The organism is Lichenicola sp. GTC18331, from assembly GCF_055386855.1.
Genome location: NZ_AP045015.1, coordinates 68961 through 87085 on the forward strand (window position 1 = coordinate 68961; position 18125 = coordinate 87085).

The window sequence follows — 18125 nt, forward strand, 5'->3', positions numbered from 1 at the left end:
GAATTGATATAATAGAGTTCGGATCGGTTTTGAGACGAGGATCTGTAATAATCAGTCAAATTCTCTGCCTCAAACGATCGTTTAGTTTTCAGCGAAGTTTCTGACCGCGATATGTTGCAGTGCAAAATGGCTTTCGGGCGATAAACGAAAACGCCCGACATTGAGACGATCGCGATCCGGTCCGCTCGTCTCCCACGTCGCCTTGCAACGAAAAAAACAGTTCACCCGCCTTCGACACCGTTTGTAGCGTTCGCGAACAGAACGGTGGTGGAGGCGGACATGTCGGCGCACTCAACGGTTCGACGCGAAGCACTGACGGTCGCGCAGCGCGGCCTCTGGATGGCCAGCTTCATCGCTCCACCGGGATCGACCTTCAACATCGCCGAAGCGATCCTGCTGCCGGGCCCGGTCGACGAATCCTGCTTCCTGCGCGCCCTGTCTCTCGTTGCCGCCGAAGCGGAAACGCTGCGCGCCCGCATCGTCGAAACCGACGGCGGTCCGCGCATCGAGATCCGGGACGACGTGGAACTTTCCTTTCCGGTTCTCGATCTTCGCGATCGTCCCGATCCGGACGCGGCGGCGCGGGTGTGGATGGATGCGCGCATCCGGGCGCCGGTGACGCTCCATCGCGATCAACTCTGGCAGAACGCGCTGATCCGCGTCGCGGACGAAGCCTATATCTGGTTCCATTGCTGCCACCATGCGGTGCTGGACGGTTATTCCGGCGGCCTGATCGCGGCACGCGTCGCGGCGCTCTACAGCGCGCTCGTATCCGGCGGCGATGCGGGACCGACGCCGTTCCTGCCCTTGTCCAACCTGCTCGAACAGGAAGCGATCTATCGCGCTTCCGACCGTCGCGAGGCCGACCGGGCCTACTGGCTCGATCATCTCGTCGATCCACCGCCGCCGGTCACGCTGTCGCTCACGCCGCAGCGCCGTCCGGACGGCGAGAATGGCGGATTCGTCAGCCGCAGCCTGTGCCTTTCGCAAGACCGCGTCGACCGGCTCGCTGCCATGGCCAAGCCGTTCGACACCACGCTGCCGCAGGCGCTCACCGCCATGGCGGTTGCCTATCTCCAGCGCGTCACCGGCGCCTCCGATCTGGTGGTCGGCATGCCGGTCAGCGGACGGGCCAATCGCGTGCTGCGCAACACGCCGGGCATGGTCGCCAACGCCGTCGCACTGCGCTTCCGCATCGAGCCCGACACCAGCTTCGTCGCCCTGATGGCGCAATCGCGCCGGGCCATGCGCGGCGCGCTGCGTCATCAGCAGTTCCGTTACGAAGACCTCAGGCGCGAACTCGGCTTGTTCGAAACCAGCCAGCAGGTCGCACGGGTCGGGATCAACATCGAGCCCTTTGACTACAAGCTCGATTTCGGCGGCATCGAAGCCCGCAACGGCAATCTGAGCAACGGCGCGATGGAGGATCTGACGATCTTCATGTTCGACCGCAAGGACGGCGGCGGCCTGGTGATCCAGTTCGACGCCAATCCGGCTTTATATAGCGCGGAAGAACTCGAATCCCATCTCGCCCGTCTCGATCATCTCGCCACGCAGCTGATCGCGGCGCCCGACGCGCCGATCCTGTCCCACGATCTGCTGACCGCGCACGACAGAGCGGAAGCCGACCGACGCGCCGCGATCGCCTTCCGCGCCTGGCCGCAGAACCACCTCGTCTCCATGCTCGAGGCGGTTCCGCTCGATGGACGCGGTCCCGCCGCCATCACCGACGCGCAGGGCGAGCTGTCGCGCGGCGAGATGATGCGTCAAAGCCGCTTGCTGGCCCGCCGTCTTTCCGAACTGGGGGCAGGGCAGGGCGAGATCGTCGCGATCGCCCTGCCGCGCGACCGGCGCATGGTGATCGCTCTGCTCGCCACCGCCATGGCCGGCGCCGCATGGCTTCCGGTGGACATGGACGGTCCGGTGATGCGCGCACGCGCCATCGTCGAGGACGCATCGCCGATCCTCGTGATCGCCGCCGATGAAAGCGTGCTCGAACTCGACGGGGAGCGCCGTTTCCTGCTGATGCCGGACGCGCGCGATCCGGTGCGCGGCATGGTGCTGGCCGGCAACCCGAACCCGCCCACCCCGCGCACCGAAACCCTGCCGGCCGGTTCCGCCTACGTCACCTACACCTCCGGCACCACCGGCCGCCCGAAAGGTGTCGTTGTTCCGCACGCCGCCCTGGCCAATCTGCTGCACGCCATGCGCGAAACCCTGGGCGCGGACCGGCATCTTCGCCTGCTCGCCGTCACCACGCTCACCTTCGATATCGCAGCGCTCGAATTGCTGCTGCCTCTGGTCGTCGGCGGCTCGATCGTGATCGCGACGCGCGCCGACGTGCGCGATCCCTCGCGCATCTCGCGCATGCTGGAAGCCCATTCCGTCACCGCGATGCAGGCGACTCCGACTCTGTGGCAATCCCTGCTCACCGATCGCGACGGCGCCGCCATGCGCGGCATGACGCTGCTGACCGGCGGCGAGATGCTGCCGGGCCATCTGGCGCGCCGCCTGTTCCGGCTGTCGCCCGCCGTGTTCAACCTCTACGGACCGACCGAGACCACGATCTGGTCCACAGCCCACCGTCTCACCGCCGCCGATCTCGACGAGCCGCCGGTTGGCCACGCCATCGCCAATACCGAACTCTTCATTATGGATGCGGCAGGACGCCCACTCCCGGACGGCGTGATCGGCGAACTCGCGATCGGCGGCGACGGCGTCGCCAGCTTCTATCTCGGCCGCCCGGACCTCACGGCCGAACGCTTCGTCGCCGATCCGCTCGGCCGGCCGGACCAGCGCGCCTATCGCACCGGCGACCGCGCCGCGCGCGAGGCGAACGGCATCGTCCGGCTGTTCGGCCGCGACGACGACCAGGTGAAGATACGCGGCATGCGGATCGAGCCGGGGGAGGTGGAAACCGTCCTGGTCGCGCTGCCATCGGTATCGCAGGCCGCGGTGCTGGCGGAACGGGATACGCCGCAGTCGGCGCCGATCCTGGCCGCCTATCTGGTGCCGGCCGATCCCGCCGCGCCGTTCGATCCCGCCGCCATCCGTCAGGCCCTGCTGGCGGAGCTGCCGTCGCAGATGGTGCCCACCCGCATGGTGGCGGTGGAAGCCCTGCCGCGTACCGCCGCCGGCAAGCTGGACCGTGCCGCCCTGCGCAGCATCGACAGCGCACCGGTGGAGACCGGCCTCGTCCTGGCGCGCACGGACGCCGAGCGGATGCTGTCCGATCTCTGGTCGTCCCTGCTCGGCATTCGCGAGATCGACGTCAACACGTCGTTCTTCGATCTCGGCGGCGACAGCCTGATGGTGCTCCAGCTCGTCTCCGCCCTCAGCGAGCGCGGCTTTGAGCTGCCGATCGGCCAGATCTTCGCCGTGCCGACCATCGCCGCGCTGGCGCCGCATTTCGAGCGCGAAACCGAACAGCGCGACCCGCTCTCCTGCGTGCTGCCGATCCGTGCCGGGCGTGCGCAGACGCCGATCTTCTGCATCCATCCGGTGATCGGCGTGGGCTGGGGTTTCTCCGGTCTCGCCTCGCTGCTGCCGGCGCGCTACCCGGTCTATGCGCTGCAACATGCCAAGCCGGTGCTGGAAGATCGCGCGGCCAGCGATCTCGGCGCCCTCGCGCAGATGCATCTGGAAGAGATCCGACGCATCCAGCCGAACGGCCCCTATCACCTGCTCGGCTGGTCCATGGGCGGTCTGCTGGCGCACGCCATCGCGGGCGCCCTGCAGAACGACCGGGAAACCGTCGCCATGCTGGCGCTGATGGACGCCTATCCCTACCAGGAACATGCCGCGCAGCAGCCGATCGACAGTCCGGAAACCGTGCGCGCGGTGATGGACTTCCTGTCCATCGACCTGCCGCGCGGCATGCCCGTCCCGCGCACGCTGGACGAACTCGCCGACACCATCCTGGCGGTGGAACTGGCGCAGGTGCCGACCCAGCTCCGGGCGCGCGGCGGCACGATCGACAAGCTCGCCTCCGATCTTCGCCGCGTCACGCTGCACAATGTCGATCTGGTCCGCTCGCACAAACCGAAGCAGACCGAGCTGGACATGATCTTCGTGCGCGCCAGCCAGCGCGGCGGCAGCGGCGCCGACACCATCATCGCGGACACCATCGACGTGTGGAGCCAGCACAACACCGGCACCATCCGTCACTTCGACCTCGACTGCCGTCATCAGGACATGCTGCAACCGGGCCATATCGAGAAACTGGCAGACATCCTCAACAACCATCTCGACGGTACCGGCGCGTTCGAGGTTCGCCCATGAGGATCGTCATCTTCACCATCGGCACGCAGGGCGACGCCCGCCCGTTCGCCGCCTTCGGCAAGGCGCTCGTCGCCGAAGGCCACGCGGTGACGATCGCCACGGCCGAACGTCACCAGGCGCTGATCGAAGGCGCCGGCGTCGGTTTCGCGCCGATCCGCTCCGATTTCGCCGACCTGATGGCGCGCGAACACGCGACCATGGATGCCGGCAACCAGCTCCGCATGGGCCTCAAGATGGCCCGCGCGGTCACGGACTGGATGCCGGAATGGGTGCGTCAGGGCGAGCGGGCCGCGCGCGGCGCCGAACTCGTGATCGCGTCGGGGTCCGGCACGGTGATGGGCCTGTCCTTCGCGGAGAAACTCGGCGTGCCGTTCGTGCAAGCGCAGTTCATGCCGCTGACGCCCTCTCGCGACATCCCGCCGCTCTGGCCGTCGCCGCGGCGCAAGCTGCCCGGCCCGATCAACCTGGCGCTCTACGGCGCGGTGCGGGCCACCATGTGGCGCCTGCAGGCCGCACCCACCGCCATCATCCGGCGCGAACTCGGGCTGGAGCCGTTTCCGTGGCAGGGGCCCTGGGCGGTGCCGGAGCTCAAACGCGAGCGCCGCATCCTCTACGCGTTCAGCCGCCATCTGCAGCCGCAGCCACCGGACTGGCCGGATGACAGCGTCTGCGTGACGGGAAGCTGGTTCTACGATGAGACCGAATCCTGGACGCCACCCGCCGATCTCGCCGCCTTCCTCGATCACGGCGAGACGCCGATCTACATGGGCTTCGGCAGCATGCTGTCCGGCGATCCGGTCGGCTTCACGCGGCGCGTGCTCGACGCCGTTCGCCGTTCCGGCGAGCGCGCGATCGTCGCCACCGGCTGGGGCGCGCTCGATGCCGAAACGGTGCGTCGTGAAGGCAACGATCGCATCCTCTGCATCGAGGGCGCGCCGCACGATTGGCTGTTCCCGCGCGTCAAGCTCGCGATCCATCACGGCGGCAGCGGCACGGTCGCCGCGGCGGCGCGCGTCGGCATCCCGCAGATCGTCGTGCCGTTCGTGGCCGACCAGTTCTTCTGGAGCTGGCGCCTCAAGGCCGCGGGCCTCACCACCGCACTGCTCGATCGCCGCAGGCTCGATGCTGAAACCCTGCTCGACGCGATCCGCAACGCCTTGTCCGCCCCATCGCGCGCGAAAGCGCAACGGGTGGCGTCGGCCATGGCGCGCGAGGATGGAATCGCCAACGCCATCGCCGCCCTGCGCCGCTGGAACATGCTGCCGCAAGCAGGCGAAACCGAACGCGAACCCGTGACGCCGCCGCCGGGAAACAACCTCGACGCGATGCGTCCGGCGGGCCACGCATGAGCGGCCTTCCACCGCGCTCGATCATCAGCGCGCGCGGAGTGGTCAAGAGCTTCGGCGGAAAGCGCGTCGTCGATCACGTCGATCTGGAGGTTGCCGCAGGCCAGACCTTCGCCTTTCTCGGCCCGAACGGCGCCGGCAAGACCACCACCATCAAGATGCTCACCACGCTGCTGCGCCCCGATGCCGGCGAGATCCTGATCGACGGGCTCGACGTCACGCGTCATCCGCTGGAGGTGCGGCGCAGGCTCGGCATCGTGTTCCAGGACTGCACGCTCGATGTCGGCATGACCGTGCACGAGAATCTCTACGCGCATTGCTCGTTCTACGGCATTCCGCGTCGCGAGCGACGGGCCCGGATCGCCGACGCGCTGGAGATGTTCGATATCGGCGATCGTCGCGGCGATCTGGTGAAGGGACTGTCCGGCGGGCTGAAACGGCGCGTCGAGATCGCCCGCGCGCTGTTGCACAGACCGTCCCTCGTGTTCCTCGACGAGCCGACGCTCGGCCTCGATCCGCACAGCCGCAGGCTGCTCTGGGATCATCTGCGCGTCCTGCAACTCACCACCGGCATCAGCATCTTTCTCACCACCCATTATCTCGACGAGGTGGAACGTTTCGCGCAGCGTTCCGCCATCATCCGCAAGGGGCGCATCATCGCGCAGGGAACGCTCGGCGAGATCGCCGACCAGACCAACCATCGCAGTCTGGAAGAAGCCTTCATCCATCTGACGCGTCCGGCCGTGGAAACGGATGTGGCGACAGCCGATCCGTGGCGCGACGAGAACGCCGGACGCGACCGAGCCTGAGGAGAAAGACGATGGATGTGATCTTCGTTCTCTGGCTCCGGCAGGTGAGGGGATTCATGCGGGCCCGCGCGCGCATCGTCTCCACCATGGTGCAGCCGTTTCTTCTTCTGGTGGCGCTGGGCTTCGGATTCGGTCCCGTCTTCTCCCGCGCCGGCGAGGGCAACTATTTCGTGTTCCTGATCCCCGGCGTGATCGGCAGCGCCATGCTGTTCAACGCCGTGTTCTCTGGCGCCGATCTGCTCTGGGACCGGCAATTCGGCTTCCTGAAGGAAACGCTGGCCGCGCCGGTCAGGCGGTCGCAGATCATGTTCGGCCGCGCGCTCGGCGTCACCAGCGTGTCGCTGCTGCAAGGCGTGATCGTCGCCGCCGTGTGCGGCCTGGTCGGTTTCCACTACCCCGATCCGGGCCGCGTCCTGCTGACGATCCTGTTCGCGTCCATGACGGCGTTCCTTTTCGCGATGATCGGCTCCATCCTTGGATCGGTGATGACCGACCCGCAGGCCTTCTCGCAGATCGTGAATTTCGTGGTCAGCCCGCTCTTCTACCTGTCCGGCGCGGTGTTCCCGCTCGAAGGGCAGCGCGCCCTGATCCGCAACCTGGCCGCGCTGAACCCGCTCACTTACGGAATCGACGGCATGCGCGGCGCCCTGGTCGGCCGGCACCTGTTCGACCCGGTGTTCTCGCTGTCCCTGCTCGGCGGTCTCGACCTGCTGTTTCTTGCCGCCGCCACCTACAGCTTCTCGCGCATCCAGCCGTGAGGCCGGCGGCACACCGGATCGGGACGAGCCGTTTCGGCAAGCTCTGGTCCGGCTGCGTCCTGTTCGCCATTCTCGCACGCGGCGCGGTGCAGCGCCGTCCGCGCGGCACCGGCGTCGCCGAGCGCCTGCGCATGCTGCCGCTCGAGGATGCGCCGTTGCGTGCGCCGGTCTCGATCCGCTGGAACGCCCGGCAGATCCCGGCGATCGACGCGTCCAGCGACGCCGATCTGTTCACGGCGCTCGGCATTGTCCATGCACATCTTCGTCTGGCGCAGCTCGAACTCCTGCGTCGCGTGGCCCTCGGCAGAACCGCCGAGATCGTCGGTCCGGCAGGACTCGAACTCGATCACGCCGTCCGTCTGCTCGACATAGCGCGTGCGGTTCCGGCCATCGCCGACGCCCTGCCGGACGAGACGCGCGTCCTGCTCGGCGCTTTCGTCGCCGGCATCAACCATGTCATCGCGCATGCCGCGCAGCGTCCGCACGAGTTTCGGATTCTCGCGATCCAGCCTGAACCCTGGACGATCGAGCACGCGCTCGCCGTGCAACGCCTGTGCGCCACGGATATGAGCTGGCAGATCTGGCAGCGCCTCCTGCCTCTGCGTGCGCGCATGGGGCGCGACTCGTGGCGTGCCCTCTGGCCGCGCCTGCTCCGTTGCGGTGCGCCCGCCGCCCCGGACACCAAAAGCGCAGACGCCGCCACCGCCTTGTTCGCCTTGTCCGCACGTCACGGCTCCAATTCCATGGCCGTGTCCGGATGCCGCCGTCGCTCCGGCGCCGCCCTCATCGCCAGCGATCCGCATCTGCCCTACAGCCTGCCCAGCCCGTGGATCGCGGTGTCCATGCGCTCGCCCGGCTTCGACTGCGCCGGGCTGATGATGCCGAGCCAGCCCTTCCTGGCGCTCGGACGCAATCGCGACATCGCCTGGGGCGGCACCAGCCTGCACGCGCAAAGCAGCGATCTGTTCGATCTGTCGCAGGAACCGTCGGCGTCGTTCCGAACCCGCACGATCCGGATACGCGCACGCGGCGCGCGTGCCCGCCGCGTCGGCCTGCGCGAACACGCCATCGGCCCGGTGGTCTCGGACGGCATGCAGTTCCGCAGCGACACGCCGCTCGCGATGCGCTGGCTCGGTCATCGGGCGAGCGACGAACTCACCGCCATGCTCGGCGTCGCGCGCTCCCGGGACTGGAGCGGTTTCCAGAACAGCCTGCGCGGTTTCGCCATTTCCGGACTCAACATGGTGTTCGCCGATCGGGACGGCCATGTCGGACGGCTCTGCGCGGCGCAGATGCCGAACCGTCCCGAAACACCGCCGCCCGATCTCGTTCTCCCGCCCGGCGAGATTCGGCGCTGGGATGCGATCGTCGACAGCACGGCGTTGCCGCGCGAGTTCGACCCGACCGAAGGCGTCGTAGTGTCGGCCAATGCGAAACCGCCGGGCGGCACCGTGCCGGTCGGCTTCTTCTTCGCGCCGCCCGACCGCGAGACCCGCATCCGCGCCTGTCTGCTGGACGCCGGAGATGTCGACATCGCCACGATCGGCGCGATCCAACGCGACGTGTTCAGCCGCTGGAGTGCGGACACGCGAGACGCCCTGCTGCCCCTCCTGCCCGAACCCGCGACCGGTCCAGAGACGACACTGTTTCAAAACCTGCGCGACTGGGACGGCCATTACGCCGAAACATCGCAAGGCGCCTCCGCCTTCGTCTCGCTGATCCAGGCGCTGATCGACCAACTCGGAAGCGCCGACGCGTTTCACGGGCACGAACAGGTCTGGGGCGTGGAGCGCTTCGTGCAAGACGCGCTTGACGAGCGCGACGCAGCGGAAAAACACCGTCTCCTGGCCGACGCCTTCCGGAAAGCCGCCCTTTGCTTTTCTCCCGACCAAAACTGGGGCGATCGGCATCGTATCCGCCTGCATCACCCGCTCGCCGCTCTGCCGTTGATCGGCAAACGCTTCCCGCGCACGGACTGCGCCGCCGGCGGTAGCAACGACACGGTCAACAAATCCGGCCATTCGTTTCCCGCCGGTCCCCACGGCGCGCATTACGGCTCCTGCGCACGCCATATCGCCGATCTCGCCCATGCGACCGACAGTTTCACCATCCAGCTCGGCGGCCAGGATGGCTGGATCGGCAGCGCCAACGCCAACGACCAGACCGTGCTCTGGGGACAAGGCGGCTTGATCCGTCTGCCTCTCGTCGCCGGATGCGACCAGGCGGAATTCCCTTACGAGACCGTGCTCAAGCCGGCGAAGACTTCATGAACGCGTCCGATCCAGCGAAAAAGATCCTCGTCTACGCCGACGACCATATCGTCGCCTATCGCCTCGACGGCGCCCACGACCGCCTCGTGATCACGTTCGGCGATCTCGTCGGCTGCGAGAACGTCGACGTCTTTTTCGGCGAACCGATGTTCCGCAAATACGGCATCGCCGCTCTCGGTTTGATGGCGCGGCGTCCGAATTGGTATCCTCCGGCGAGCGTACAGGCCGCCTTTCTCGCATTGCAGCCTTTCCTGCAGGGATACCGGCAGGTGATCCTGTACGGCGGCTCGATGGGCGGCTACGCGGCGTTGCGATATTCGCGGCTTTTCTCGCCCGACCTCGTGCTCAGCCTGTGCCCGCAAGTGGGGCCGCATCCCGACGATTCGGGCCTGCATGATCGCCGGTTGCTTAAATATCCCGACGCGTCGCTCCGCCACCGGCGGCTCCGTGCCGAAGAACTGCACGGCACTATCGCCGTGCTGGTCGATCGCTACGATCACGCCGACCTCGCCCATGCGGAGGCGATCGCCGCTCTGTCTGCCGACGTCACCCTCTACAACATCCCGTTCGTCGGCCATCACGTCACGCCCATCCTGGCCGGCGGACGCAACTTTGCCACCCTGGCCGAGGCGGCGAGCTGCGGCGACTGGCAAGCCATCGCCGCCTTGTCCAGACGGGCGAGACGCGATTCGCCGCACAGGGTCGACACGGTGCTGCTGCGCGCGCTGGTGAAACGCAGATTGTCGCCTCTGCGCATCGCCATCCTACTCTGGAAACGCAACCGGAACGCCCGCTCGCTCGGCTTCCTCGCCCTCTACAGCGCCGTGCGGCCGGTGCTGCCCCTGGTCTCGCTTGTCCGACGACGCAAACGCGTCGAGACGGCACGAACCATGACCGCCTGACGCTCAGATCAGCGCCGCACGCTCCGTCACCACCGGCCCGATCGCCGGATCGGTCGTGCTCGCTCGTCCGGTCTCCACATGCCCGGCCAGACGCGTCCCGTTCTCGGCACGCCCCTCCGGCAACACGCTCCAATCATACCAGTACGCGCTGTCCGACAGGGCGATCGGCTCGAGGGGCTGCCCCGGCGCCAGCACGATGTCGGCACGCCCATAGGCGTTGTCGCGCAGCACGACGCGGCCGGTCCGGTTCTCCGGCAGGCGCAGCACCAGATCGCCCGACGCACCGTCATGACGCGCATGCACAGGCAGGCGCACCCCACGCGTCCGGCTGAACCGGCGCAGGAAGCCGTTCGGCCCGCTCACCGTCAGCACCAGCGCCTCGCCCTCCGGCAGTATCCACCGATCCGACAGCGACTTGCCCGGCTCCACCGTATAGCGGCGCGGCAGCTCCGCCACGCCTTCGCGGATCGCCAGCAGATGCACCGCCTGCCGCCCGAAACACCGGAACCGCAGATGCAGCGCGTCATCCGCACCCGGCTCCTCATCCACGGCCAGATCGTAGGGCAGGGCGCGCGCAGGCCGCGGGCCGAGCTCCTGCGTTCCCATATCGGCGGCGCTGCTGACCGCGGGCAGTCCCGGCGTCGGCAGGCGGCAGGATTCGTCGCTCTTGCGCATCAGCGCGGCCGGATCGGGCAGGGCGATCTTGCGCGGCTCCGACCGGCTCCAGTCGAACGCGCTGGTCAGATCGCCGCACACGGCACGCCGCCAGGGCGAAATGTTCGGCTCGTGCACGCCGAACCGGGTCTCGATGAAGCGGATCACCGAGGTATGGTCGAAGACCTGCGAACACACATGCCCGCCGCTGCTCCAGGGCGAGATCACCACCGCCGGCACGCGCGGACCGAGCCCATAGGGCAGCCCGTCCGGCGGCAGGATCTTCGCGTCGCGGGACGGCGCGCGGTCATGAATCTCGCCTTCCGTCGTTACCGTGCTGGCGCCGGGCAGCACCGGACCGCAAGGCTGCGGCGGCGAGACATGGTCGAAATAGCCGTCATTCTCGTCATAGGTCAGCAGCAGCACCGTCTTCGCCCAGATGGCGGGGTTGGCGGTGAGCGCATCCAGCACGCGGGAAATGAACGCGGCGCCGTAATCGGGCGTGTAGCGCGGATGCTCCGAGAACGCGGCTGGTGGCAGCAGCCACGAGACCTGCGGCAGCGTCTCCGCCATCACGTCCGCACGGAGCTGGTCCAGCGTGCGTTTGCTCATGCCGCGCCGGGCCAGGGACGAGTCCGGCGGCGCCTCCACGAACTGCCGGAAATTCGCCAGCACGTTGGTGCCGAAATTGCCTTCCAGCTTGTCCGTGACGGAGGTGCCCTGCTGATAGACCTGCCAGGAGATGCCGGCCTGCTCCAGCCGCTCCGGGAAGGTGGTCCAGGTGAAGGGCGGCGGCACCTGCTGGTAGAAGGCCCGGTCCACCCAGTCCACATTGTCCAGCAACGGACCGCCGCCTTTTCCCGCGCCGTCGACGCAGCCGGTCATCAGATAGAACCGGTTCGGATGGGTCTGGGTCGGCGTCGAGCAATGCCACGCGTCGCAGACGGTGAAGCTGTCGGCGAGCGCGTAATGGAACGGCAAATCGTCGCGCGTGTAGTAGCCCATGCACATGTCGGTCTTGTGCGCGGGCCAGCGATCGTTGCGGCCGCCGTTCAGTGCCGCATGCGTCTTCAGCCAGGTATGGTCCAGATCCAGCACGCACTCGGCGCTGCTGGTGTCGGTGCGCAGACGGAAGGGCGCGACCAGGCCCTGCGCGGGATCGAGCCGGTCCTGCCACCAGACCGGCAGGCCGTCCGCGCGGCGCAGCGGATGCGGATCGCCGATGCCGCGCACGCCATTCAAACGGCCCAGGTAATGGTCGAAGGACCGGTTCTCCTGCATCAGCACGACGACGTGCTCGACATCCTCGATGCTGCCATGCCGGCGCTGGGCCGGCAGCGCCAAGGCACGTCGGATCGAGGCCGGCAGCAGGGACGCTCCGGCCCCCAGCCGCAGCAGGTCGCGTCTGGTGGGCCGGATCATGCGTCGTTCTCCGTTGCTCAGACGGCGGCGATCAGCGCCTTGATCGCGGCCAGCGCCGCATCGGCCTGACCGGCATCCGGCCCGCCGGCCTGGGCCAGCTCGCGACGGCCGCCGCCACCCTTGCCGCCCATGGCCGCACTGGCCTCGCGCACCATCGCCACGGCGTCGAAACGCTCGACCAGATCGGGCGACACCCACGCCACCACGCTGGCCTTGCCTTCGGCGGTGGAGATCAGCGCCACGACGGCGGAGCCGAGGCCGCGTCCGATCTCCTCGGCCAGCGTCTTCAGCTCCTTGGGCGGCACCTCGCCCAGGTTGCGACCGGCGAACAACACGCCGTTCACCTGCTCGGCCTCGGTCGCGCCGGCGCCGCCGGTGGCCAGCTTGCGCTGCAACTCGGAAATCTGGCGCTCCAGGCCGCGACGCTCGTCCAGCAGTACCGACAAACGATCAACCGCCTCGGCCGCCGGAACGCGCAGCAGGGCGGCGATCTGCGCCAGACGTGTCTCGCTCAGGCCCGCGGCCTGTTCGGCGGTGCGGCCGGTGACCGCCTCGATCCGACGCACGCCGGCCGACACGCCGCTCTCCGAGGTGATGCGGAACAGGCCGATATCGCCGGTGCGGGCCACATGCGTGCCGCCGCACAGCTCGATCGAGTAGCTCTCGCGGTCGGACCCGTCCTCCGGCGCGCCCATGGACACGACACGGACCTCGTCGCCGTATTTCTCGCCGAACAGCGCCATGGCGCCCCCGGCCACGGCCTGCTCCGGCGTCATCAACCGGGTGGAAACCACCCCGTTCTCCCGGATCTTCTCGTTCACCTCGGCTTCCACTGCCGCCAGCTCTTCCGCCGTAACCGGCCGCGGCTGGCTGATGTCGAAGCGCAGGCGGTCCGGCGCGTTCAGAGAGCCCTTCTGCGCCACATGCGTGCCCAGACGGCGACGCAGCGCCTCATGCAGCAGATGGGTGGCGGAATGATGCGCGCGGATGTCGGACCGGCGGCGATGGTCCACGGTCGCCGTCACCGGCACGCCGACGCGGGCGACGCCGCCCCGCACGCGGCCCACATGCACGAACAGCTCGCCCAGCTTCTTCTGCGTGTCGGCGATCTCGATCGTAAAGCCGTTGCCCTCGATCAGCCCGGTATCGCCGACCTGGCCGCCGCTCTCCGCGTAGAACGGCGTTTGGTTCAGCAGAACCATCACCTCCGCGCCGTCCGCCGCCTCCGTCACCGACGCGCCCCCGGCCACGAGCGCGGTGATCTCGGCATCGGCCTTCTCGGTCGCGTAGCCGAGGAACTCGGTGGCGGCAAGGGTCTCGCGCAGATCGAACCAGACCTGTTCGTCGGCGGCGTCGCCGGACCCGGCCCAGGCGGCACGGGCGCGCTGGCGCTGCTGCTGCATGGCGGTCTCGAACCCGTCCAGATCCACGGTCCGGCCGCGCTCGCGCAGCGCGTCCTGGGTCAGGTCGAGCGGAAAGCCGAACGTGTCGTAGAGCTTGAACGCCACGGCGCCGGACAGGGCCTCGCCCTCGCCGAGCCCGTCGGTCTCCTCGGCCAGCAGGCCCAGACCGCGCTCCAGAAGCTGCTTGAAGCGCTCCTCCTCCAGACGCATGGTCTCGCGGATCAGCGCTTCCGACTGCACCAGCTCCGGATAGGCCGCACCCATCTGACGCACCAGGGCCGGCACCAGACGCCAGAACACGGGCTCGGTGGTGCCCATCATGTGCAGATGGCGCATGGCGCGGCGCATGATCCGGCGCAAAACGTAGCCGCGCCCTTCCTTGGACGGCAGCACCCCGTCGGCGATCAGGAACGAGGACGAACGCAGATGGTCGGCCACCACGCGATGGCTGGTGCGGAACGGACCGTCCGGCTCCTGCCCGGTGGCCTCGGCCGAGGCCAGGATCAGCGCGCGCAGCGTATCGGTATCGTAGTTGTCGTGCTTGCCCTGCAGGATCGCGGCGAAGCGCTCCAGGCCGAGACCGGTATCGATCGACGGCCGCGGCAGCGGCGAACGCGTGCCCGGCGGGTCCTCGTAATACTGCATGAAGACCAGGTTCCAGATCTCGATGAACCGGTCGCCATCCTCGTCCGGAGAACCGGGCGGTCCGCCGGGGATGTGGTCGCCATGGTCGAAGAAAATCTCAGAGCACGGACCGCACGGGCCGGTATCGCCCATGCGCCAGAAATTGTCTGAGGTCGGGATGCGGATGATGCGGCTGTCCGGCAGACCGGCGATGCGCTTCCACAGCGAGGCCGCCTCGTCGTCCTCGGAATAGACCGTCGCGAGCAGGCGATCGGCCGGCAGGCCGAACTCGCGCGTCACCAGGTTCCAGGCCAGCTCGATCGCCAGCGGCTTGAAGTAGTCGCCGAACGAGAAATTGCCGAGCATCTCGAAGAAGGTGTGATGCCGGGCGGTATAGCCGACATTGTCGAGATCGTTGTGCTTCCCGCCGGCACGGACCACCTTCTGCGCCGTGGTGGCGCGCTGGTAGGGCCGGGTCTCCTGGCAGGTGAAGACGTTCTTGAACTGGACCATGCCTGCGTTGGTGAACAACAGGGTCGGGTCGTTGCGCGGCACCAGCGGGCTGCTCGGCACGATCCGATGATCGTTCCGGGCGAAATAATCGAGGAAGGTGGCGCGGATATCGTTGGAGGAGGCCATGGCGCGGCGAGATGGTCCTGAACGTGACGTGTTCACCTAGCGCACGGACCGCCGCGGTGAAAGGGCACCCCGTAACGGACGCGTTCCAAACCGGCCGCTTCCTCGCGCGTCAGGGCAGTGGAACGGGAGAAACGGTGGGAATGGCGGAGGCGGACGAGGCCCTGGCCGCGATCGGCGTGTTGCCGGACGCGGAGATCGAACCGGCGATGGCGGCCCTTCAACTCGCACGCCTCGATGCGCCGGGCGCGGAGTGGAACGACGCCTCCGCCCATCTCTCCGAGCTCGCGCGCGATGCCGCGGCGATCGGCGCGGTGATGGGCGGCCGCACCGCAGAGGCGCGGATCGGCGCACTCGCAGGCCTGCTGCATGCGCGTTACGGCTATCGCGGCGACAGCGAAACCTATGACGACCTCGCCAACGCCAATCTGATCCGGGTAATCGAACGCAGGCGCGGCCTGCCCGTGGCCCTGGGAATCCTGTGGCTGCATTGCGTGCGCGCCGCGGGATGGGACGCGCACGGCGTCGATTTCCCCGGCCATTTCCTGCTGTCGGTCCAGTCGGGCACCCGCCCCGGCATGCGCATGCGACAGCCGCGCAGCACGCTGGTGGACCCGTTCGCGCAGGGCGTCACGCTCGGCAATGCGCGACTCCTGTCCATGCTGGACGCCACCGGAAGCAGCGCCACCACGATCGGCCCCGGCCTGACCAGGCCGATGTCCACGCGCGCCGTTCTGCTGCGGCTGCAGCGGAACATCGTCCAGCGGCGGCTGATGGCAGGCCAGTTGCGCGGCGCCCTCGGGTCGCTGGAAGGCATGCTGCTGATCGCGCCGGAGGTGATGTCGAACTGGCTCGACGCGGCCGAACTCAACCGCTCGCTGGGGAGGCCCGGTCAGGCCGTGCTGTGCCTGGAACGAATCCTGGAAACGGCGCCCGACAGCGAAGCGGCGCGAATCGCCCGGCTGAAACTGGCCGAACTGCGTCCGGATCGCTGAGCGCGACCGTCGGACCCTCCGCCTTAAACGGCGTCGCGGAACACGACACGGCGAGACAGGCCGAAATTGGCGAACATCCCCGCCAGAGACCCGGCGGCCAGAGGCAGCACCGGATAGGCCGCGCAGAACGGCGAGGCCCAGACCAGGGAGAACATCATGCCGCGATTGATCGCGAACCCGAACAGATTGGCGCCGAGAAACGTCAGCCATTGCCGGAACAGCCCGTCCTCTCCCGCGCAACCGCGGAAGGTCCAGAGACGGTTCAGCATCCAGTTCATGGTCGCCGCGACCAGATAGGCGGCAAGCGCTGCGATCGTCAGCCCTACGAACGGCTTCAGGGCATAGACCGTCGCCGCATCCCACAGGAAACCGAGACCGCCCACGGTTCCGAACCGCAGAAGCTGCGCCGCCAGTTTCAGCCACTGGCTCTGCCGGCTGCTGACGGCCGCGATCACCGGATCGGCGATCGGGCTCCCGGCATCGGGAAGGAGAGGGTCGTCCGGAAGGAGATCGATCGAGGCGCTGGTCACGGGCGGATCGGTATCGCGTGGCTGGAGCGGAGACAAGAAAAGAGTGGCCCGGATACGAGAAAGGGGCGCCCGAGGGCGCCCCTTCCGTCGTTCAGTCCCGAAGAGGACGAGATCAGTGCAGGATGATCTCGACGCGACGGTTCTGCGGCTCGCGGGTGTTCGGGCCGGTGGCGACGAGCGGGTGGGTCTCGCCGTAGCCATGGATGTCGATCGCCGCACCCGGGACGCCGTCACGGATCAGCTCGGCCTTCACGCTCTGAGCGCGACGGACGGACAGGCCCTGGTTGTAGCGAGCGCCACGAGCGCCGCCATGGATCGAGGAGTTGTCGGTGTAGCCGTTGACCTCAATGCGGGTGGTCTGCACGTGGGTCGACGCCTGGGCGGCCTGAGCGACGATCTCACGAGCGCGCGGGGTCAGGTCCGAACGATCCCAGTCGAAGAACACCAGGTAGGTGCGAGCCTCGGCCGGCGGAGCAGCCGGGACAACCGGCGGCGGCGGCGGCGGCGGCGGCGGGGCGGTGTCGAACGCGTACCGAACACCCAGCATGAAGCTGTGGTTGAACTGGTCGTTGAAGTCCGCGTTGCCCTTGTGGACGCCGGTCCGCGTGTAAGCGGTGGACTGATAGGCCTCCTGGTCCAGCTGGCCGAGGAAGCGGTACTCGGCGGTCACGGCCAGGCCGGGGACCGGAGCAATGTTGTAGGCGGCGCCGATGATGCCCTGGTAGGCGAAGGAGCCGTTGGTGCCGCCGGTGCGGTTCACGTTGCCGTTGGTGTAGGTCGTGGTGAACGGCGACAGGTGGTTCCACATGTAGCCGGCGCCGACGCCGACATACGGGGTGACCGGGGAGGCGATGCCGAACTGGTTCAGGTCGATGTCATACAGCACGTTCACCAGCGCGCCGTAGCTCTCGGCATGGCCGCTCGTCACGCCCGGCACCGGGGTGCCATGACGGTGGTTCACGTTGTTGTAGTAGTACGCGCCCTGGAGTTCAGCGCGCAGGCCGTTGCCGAAGCCCCAGCCGGCGGCGCCGGAACCGTTGAACCCGTCGCCGAAGCGGAAGGTCGACTTGCTGCCAGCGGTCGTGTTGCTGCGGCCGTCGGCCACGGTGGTCGGGCTGTAATGCGCGCCCTGGCTCTGACGCAGGTTGTAGCCAGCGCCGAGGCTGACATACGGGCCGACGATCGGCTGGGCGACCGCGACGGCGGTGCTCGCCGCCAGCAGGGTTGTTGCAAGTAGTGCCGTGCGCAGACGCATTGTCTCGTCCTTCTTGATCCGTTCGATCGGCCGCCAACCATCGGCAGCACAAACTCATCGGGATGCGTAAGCACCGTATAGTTCCTTCGGTTGCCGATGGAGAGACCGTGAGTGCGGTCGTAATCCATTCGGTTTGTGCACCGTGTCATTGCCGCCACAGTCAGGTTCGTTATCGGAACGAAAACCACGAAAACCGTGTCCCGTATCGGTTTTGAAACGGGGTGCCATAGTTCTGACATG

The 18125-nt window shown here is 67.9% G+C and carries 11 protein-coding genes; 7 read left to right on the top strand and 4 right to left on the bottom strand.

Features of this window, described 5'->3' with window-relative positions; translation table 11 throughout:
• Positions 1–279 precede the first annotated feature (279 nt).
• Genes ACZ5BM_RS00295 through ACZ5BM_RS00320 form a run of 6 tightly spaced genes read left to right on the top strand, consistent with a single transcriptional unit; the run spans position 280 to position 10366 of the window.
• On the top strand, positions 280–4281 hold the full coding sequence (locus ACZ5BM_RS00295) for an amino acid adenylation domain-containing protein (RefSeq protein ID WP_498909319.1): 4002 nt from the start codon (positions 280–282) through the stop codon (positions 4279–4281).
• Positions 4278–5630, top strand: coding sequence for a glycosyltransferase (locus tag ACZ5BM_RS00300; protein ID WP_498909320.1), 1353 nt, complete (start codon positions 4278–4280; stop codon positions 5628–5630). Before ACZ5BM_RS00295 ends, ACZ5BM_RS00300 begins: the two co-directional genes overlap by 4 nt.
• Positions 5627–6436, top strand: a complete 810-nt coding sequence (locus ACZ5BM_RS00305) for an ABC transporter ATP-binding protein (RefSeq protein ID WP_498909321.1) — start codon at positions 5627–5629, stop codon at positions 6434–6436. Before ACZ5BM_RS00300 ends, ACZ5BM_RS00305 begins: the two co-directional genes overlap by 4 nt.
• Positions 6437–6447: 11 nt before the next feature.
• On the top strand, positions 6448–7194 hold the full coding sequence (locus ACZ5BM_RS00310) for an ABC-2 transporter permease (protein WP_498909322.1): 747 nt from the start codon (positions 6448–6450) through the stop codon (positions 7192–7194).
• Positions 7191–9464, top strand: a complete 2274-nt coding sequence (locus ACZ5BM_RS00315) for a penicillin acylase family protein (RefSeq protein WP_498909323.1) — start codon at positions 7191–7193, stop codon at positions 9462–9464. Before ACZ5BM_RS00310 ends, ACZ5BM_RS00315 begins: the two co-directional genes overlap by 4 nt.
• Positions 9461–10366 (top strand): alpha/beta fold hydrolase, encoded by a 906-nt coding sequence (locus tag ACZ5BM_RS00320; RefSeq protein WP_498909324.1) that lies wholly within the window; start codon positions 9461–9463, stop codon positions 10364–10366. Before ACZ5BM_RS00315 ends, ACZ5BM_RS00320 begins: the two co-directional genes overlap by 4 nt.
• 3 nt (positions 10367–10369) lie before the next feature.
• On the opposite strand, the gene ACZ5BM_RS00325 is transcribed toward ACZ5BM_RS00320, so the two are convergent.
• Positions 10370–12442, bottom strand: a complete 2073-nt coding sequence (locus ACZ5BM_RS00325; RefSeq protein ID WP_498909325.1) for a phosphocholine-specific phospholipase C — start codon at positions 12440–12442, stop codon at positions 10370–10372.
• Between the two features lie 17 nt (positions 12443–12459).
• A complete protein-coding gene (alaS, locus tag ACZ5BM_RS00330; RefSeq protein ID WP_498909326.1) occupies positions 12460–15108 on the bottom strand; it encodes an alanine--tRNA ligase in 2649 nt (882 codons plus the stop codon).
• Between the two features lie 140 nt (positions 15109–15248).
• Between alaS and ACZ5BM_RS00335 the strand changes: the two genes are divergently transcribed.
• Positions 15249–16100, top strand: coding sequence for a SirB1 family protein (locus tag ACZ5BM_RS00335; RefSeq protein WP_498909327.1), 852 nt, complete (start codon positions 15249–15251; stop codon positions 16098–16100).
• Between the two features lie 23 nt (positions 16101–16123).
• Here the strand turns inward: ACZ5BM_RS00335 and ACZ5BM_RS00340 are convergent, their stop codons facing one another.
• Together ACZ5BM_RS00340 and ACZ5BM_RS00345 are read right to left on the bottom strand one after the other, a co-directional pair.
• Positions 16124–16630: a GtrA family protein gene (locus tag ACZ5BM_RS00340; protein WP_498909328.1), complete on the bottom strand. Its 507-nt coding sequence runs from the start codon at positions 16628–16630 to the stop codon at positions 16124–16126.
• Between the two features lie 112 nt (positions 16631–16742).
• On the bottom strand, positions 16743–17885 hold the full coding sequence (locus ACZ5BM_RS00345; RefSeq protein WP_498909329.1) for an OmpA family protein: 1143 nt from the start codon (positions 17883–17885) through the stop codon (positions 16743–16745).
• Between the last annotated feature and the right edge of the window lie 240 nt (positions 17886–18125).

Bases quoted from the DNA above. Each gene is read 5' to 3' on its own strand.
- ACZ5BM_RS00295 (WP_498909319.1), top strand. From the start codon at position 280: ATGTCGGCGCACTCAACGGTTCGACGCGAAGCACTGACGGTCGCGCAG.
- ACZ5BM_RS00300 (WP_498909320.1), top strand. From the start codon at position 4,278: ATGAGGATCGTCATCTTCACCATCGGCACGCAGGGCGACGCCCGCCCG.
- ACZ5BM_RS00305 (WP_498909321.1), top strand. From the start codon at position 5,627: ATGAGCGGCCTTCCACCGCGCTCGATCATCAGCGCGCGCGGAGTGGTC.
- ACZ5BM_RS00310 (WP_498909322.1), top strand. From the start codon at position 6,448: ATGGATGTGATCTTCGTTCTCTGGCTCCGGCAGGTGAGGGGATTCATG.
- ACZ5BM_RS00320 (WP_498909324.1), top strand. From the start codon at position 9,461: ATGAACGCGTCCGATCCAGCGAAAAAGATCCTCGTCTACGCCGACGAC.
- ACZ5BM_RS00325 (WP_498909325.1), bottom strand. From the start codon at position 12,442: ATGATCCGGCCCACCAGACGCGACCTGCTGCGGCTGGGGGCCGGAGCG.
- alaS (WP_498909326.1), bottom strand. From the start codon at position 15,108: ATGGCCTCCTCCAACGATATCCGCGCCACCTTCCTCGATTATTTCGCC.
- ACZ5BM_RS00335 (WP_498909327.1), top strand. From the start codon at position 15,249: ATGGCGGAGGCGGACGAGGCCCTGGCCGCGATCGGCGTGTTGCCGGAC.
- ACZ5BM_RS00345 (WP_498909329.1), bottom strand. From the start codon at position 17,885: ATGCGTCTGCGCACGGCACTACTTGCAACAACCCTGCTGGCGGCGAGC.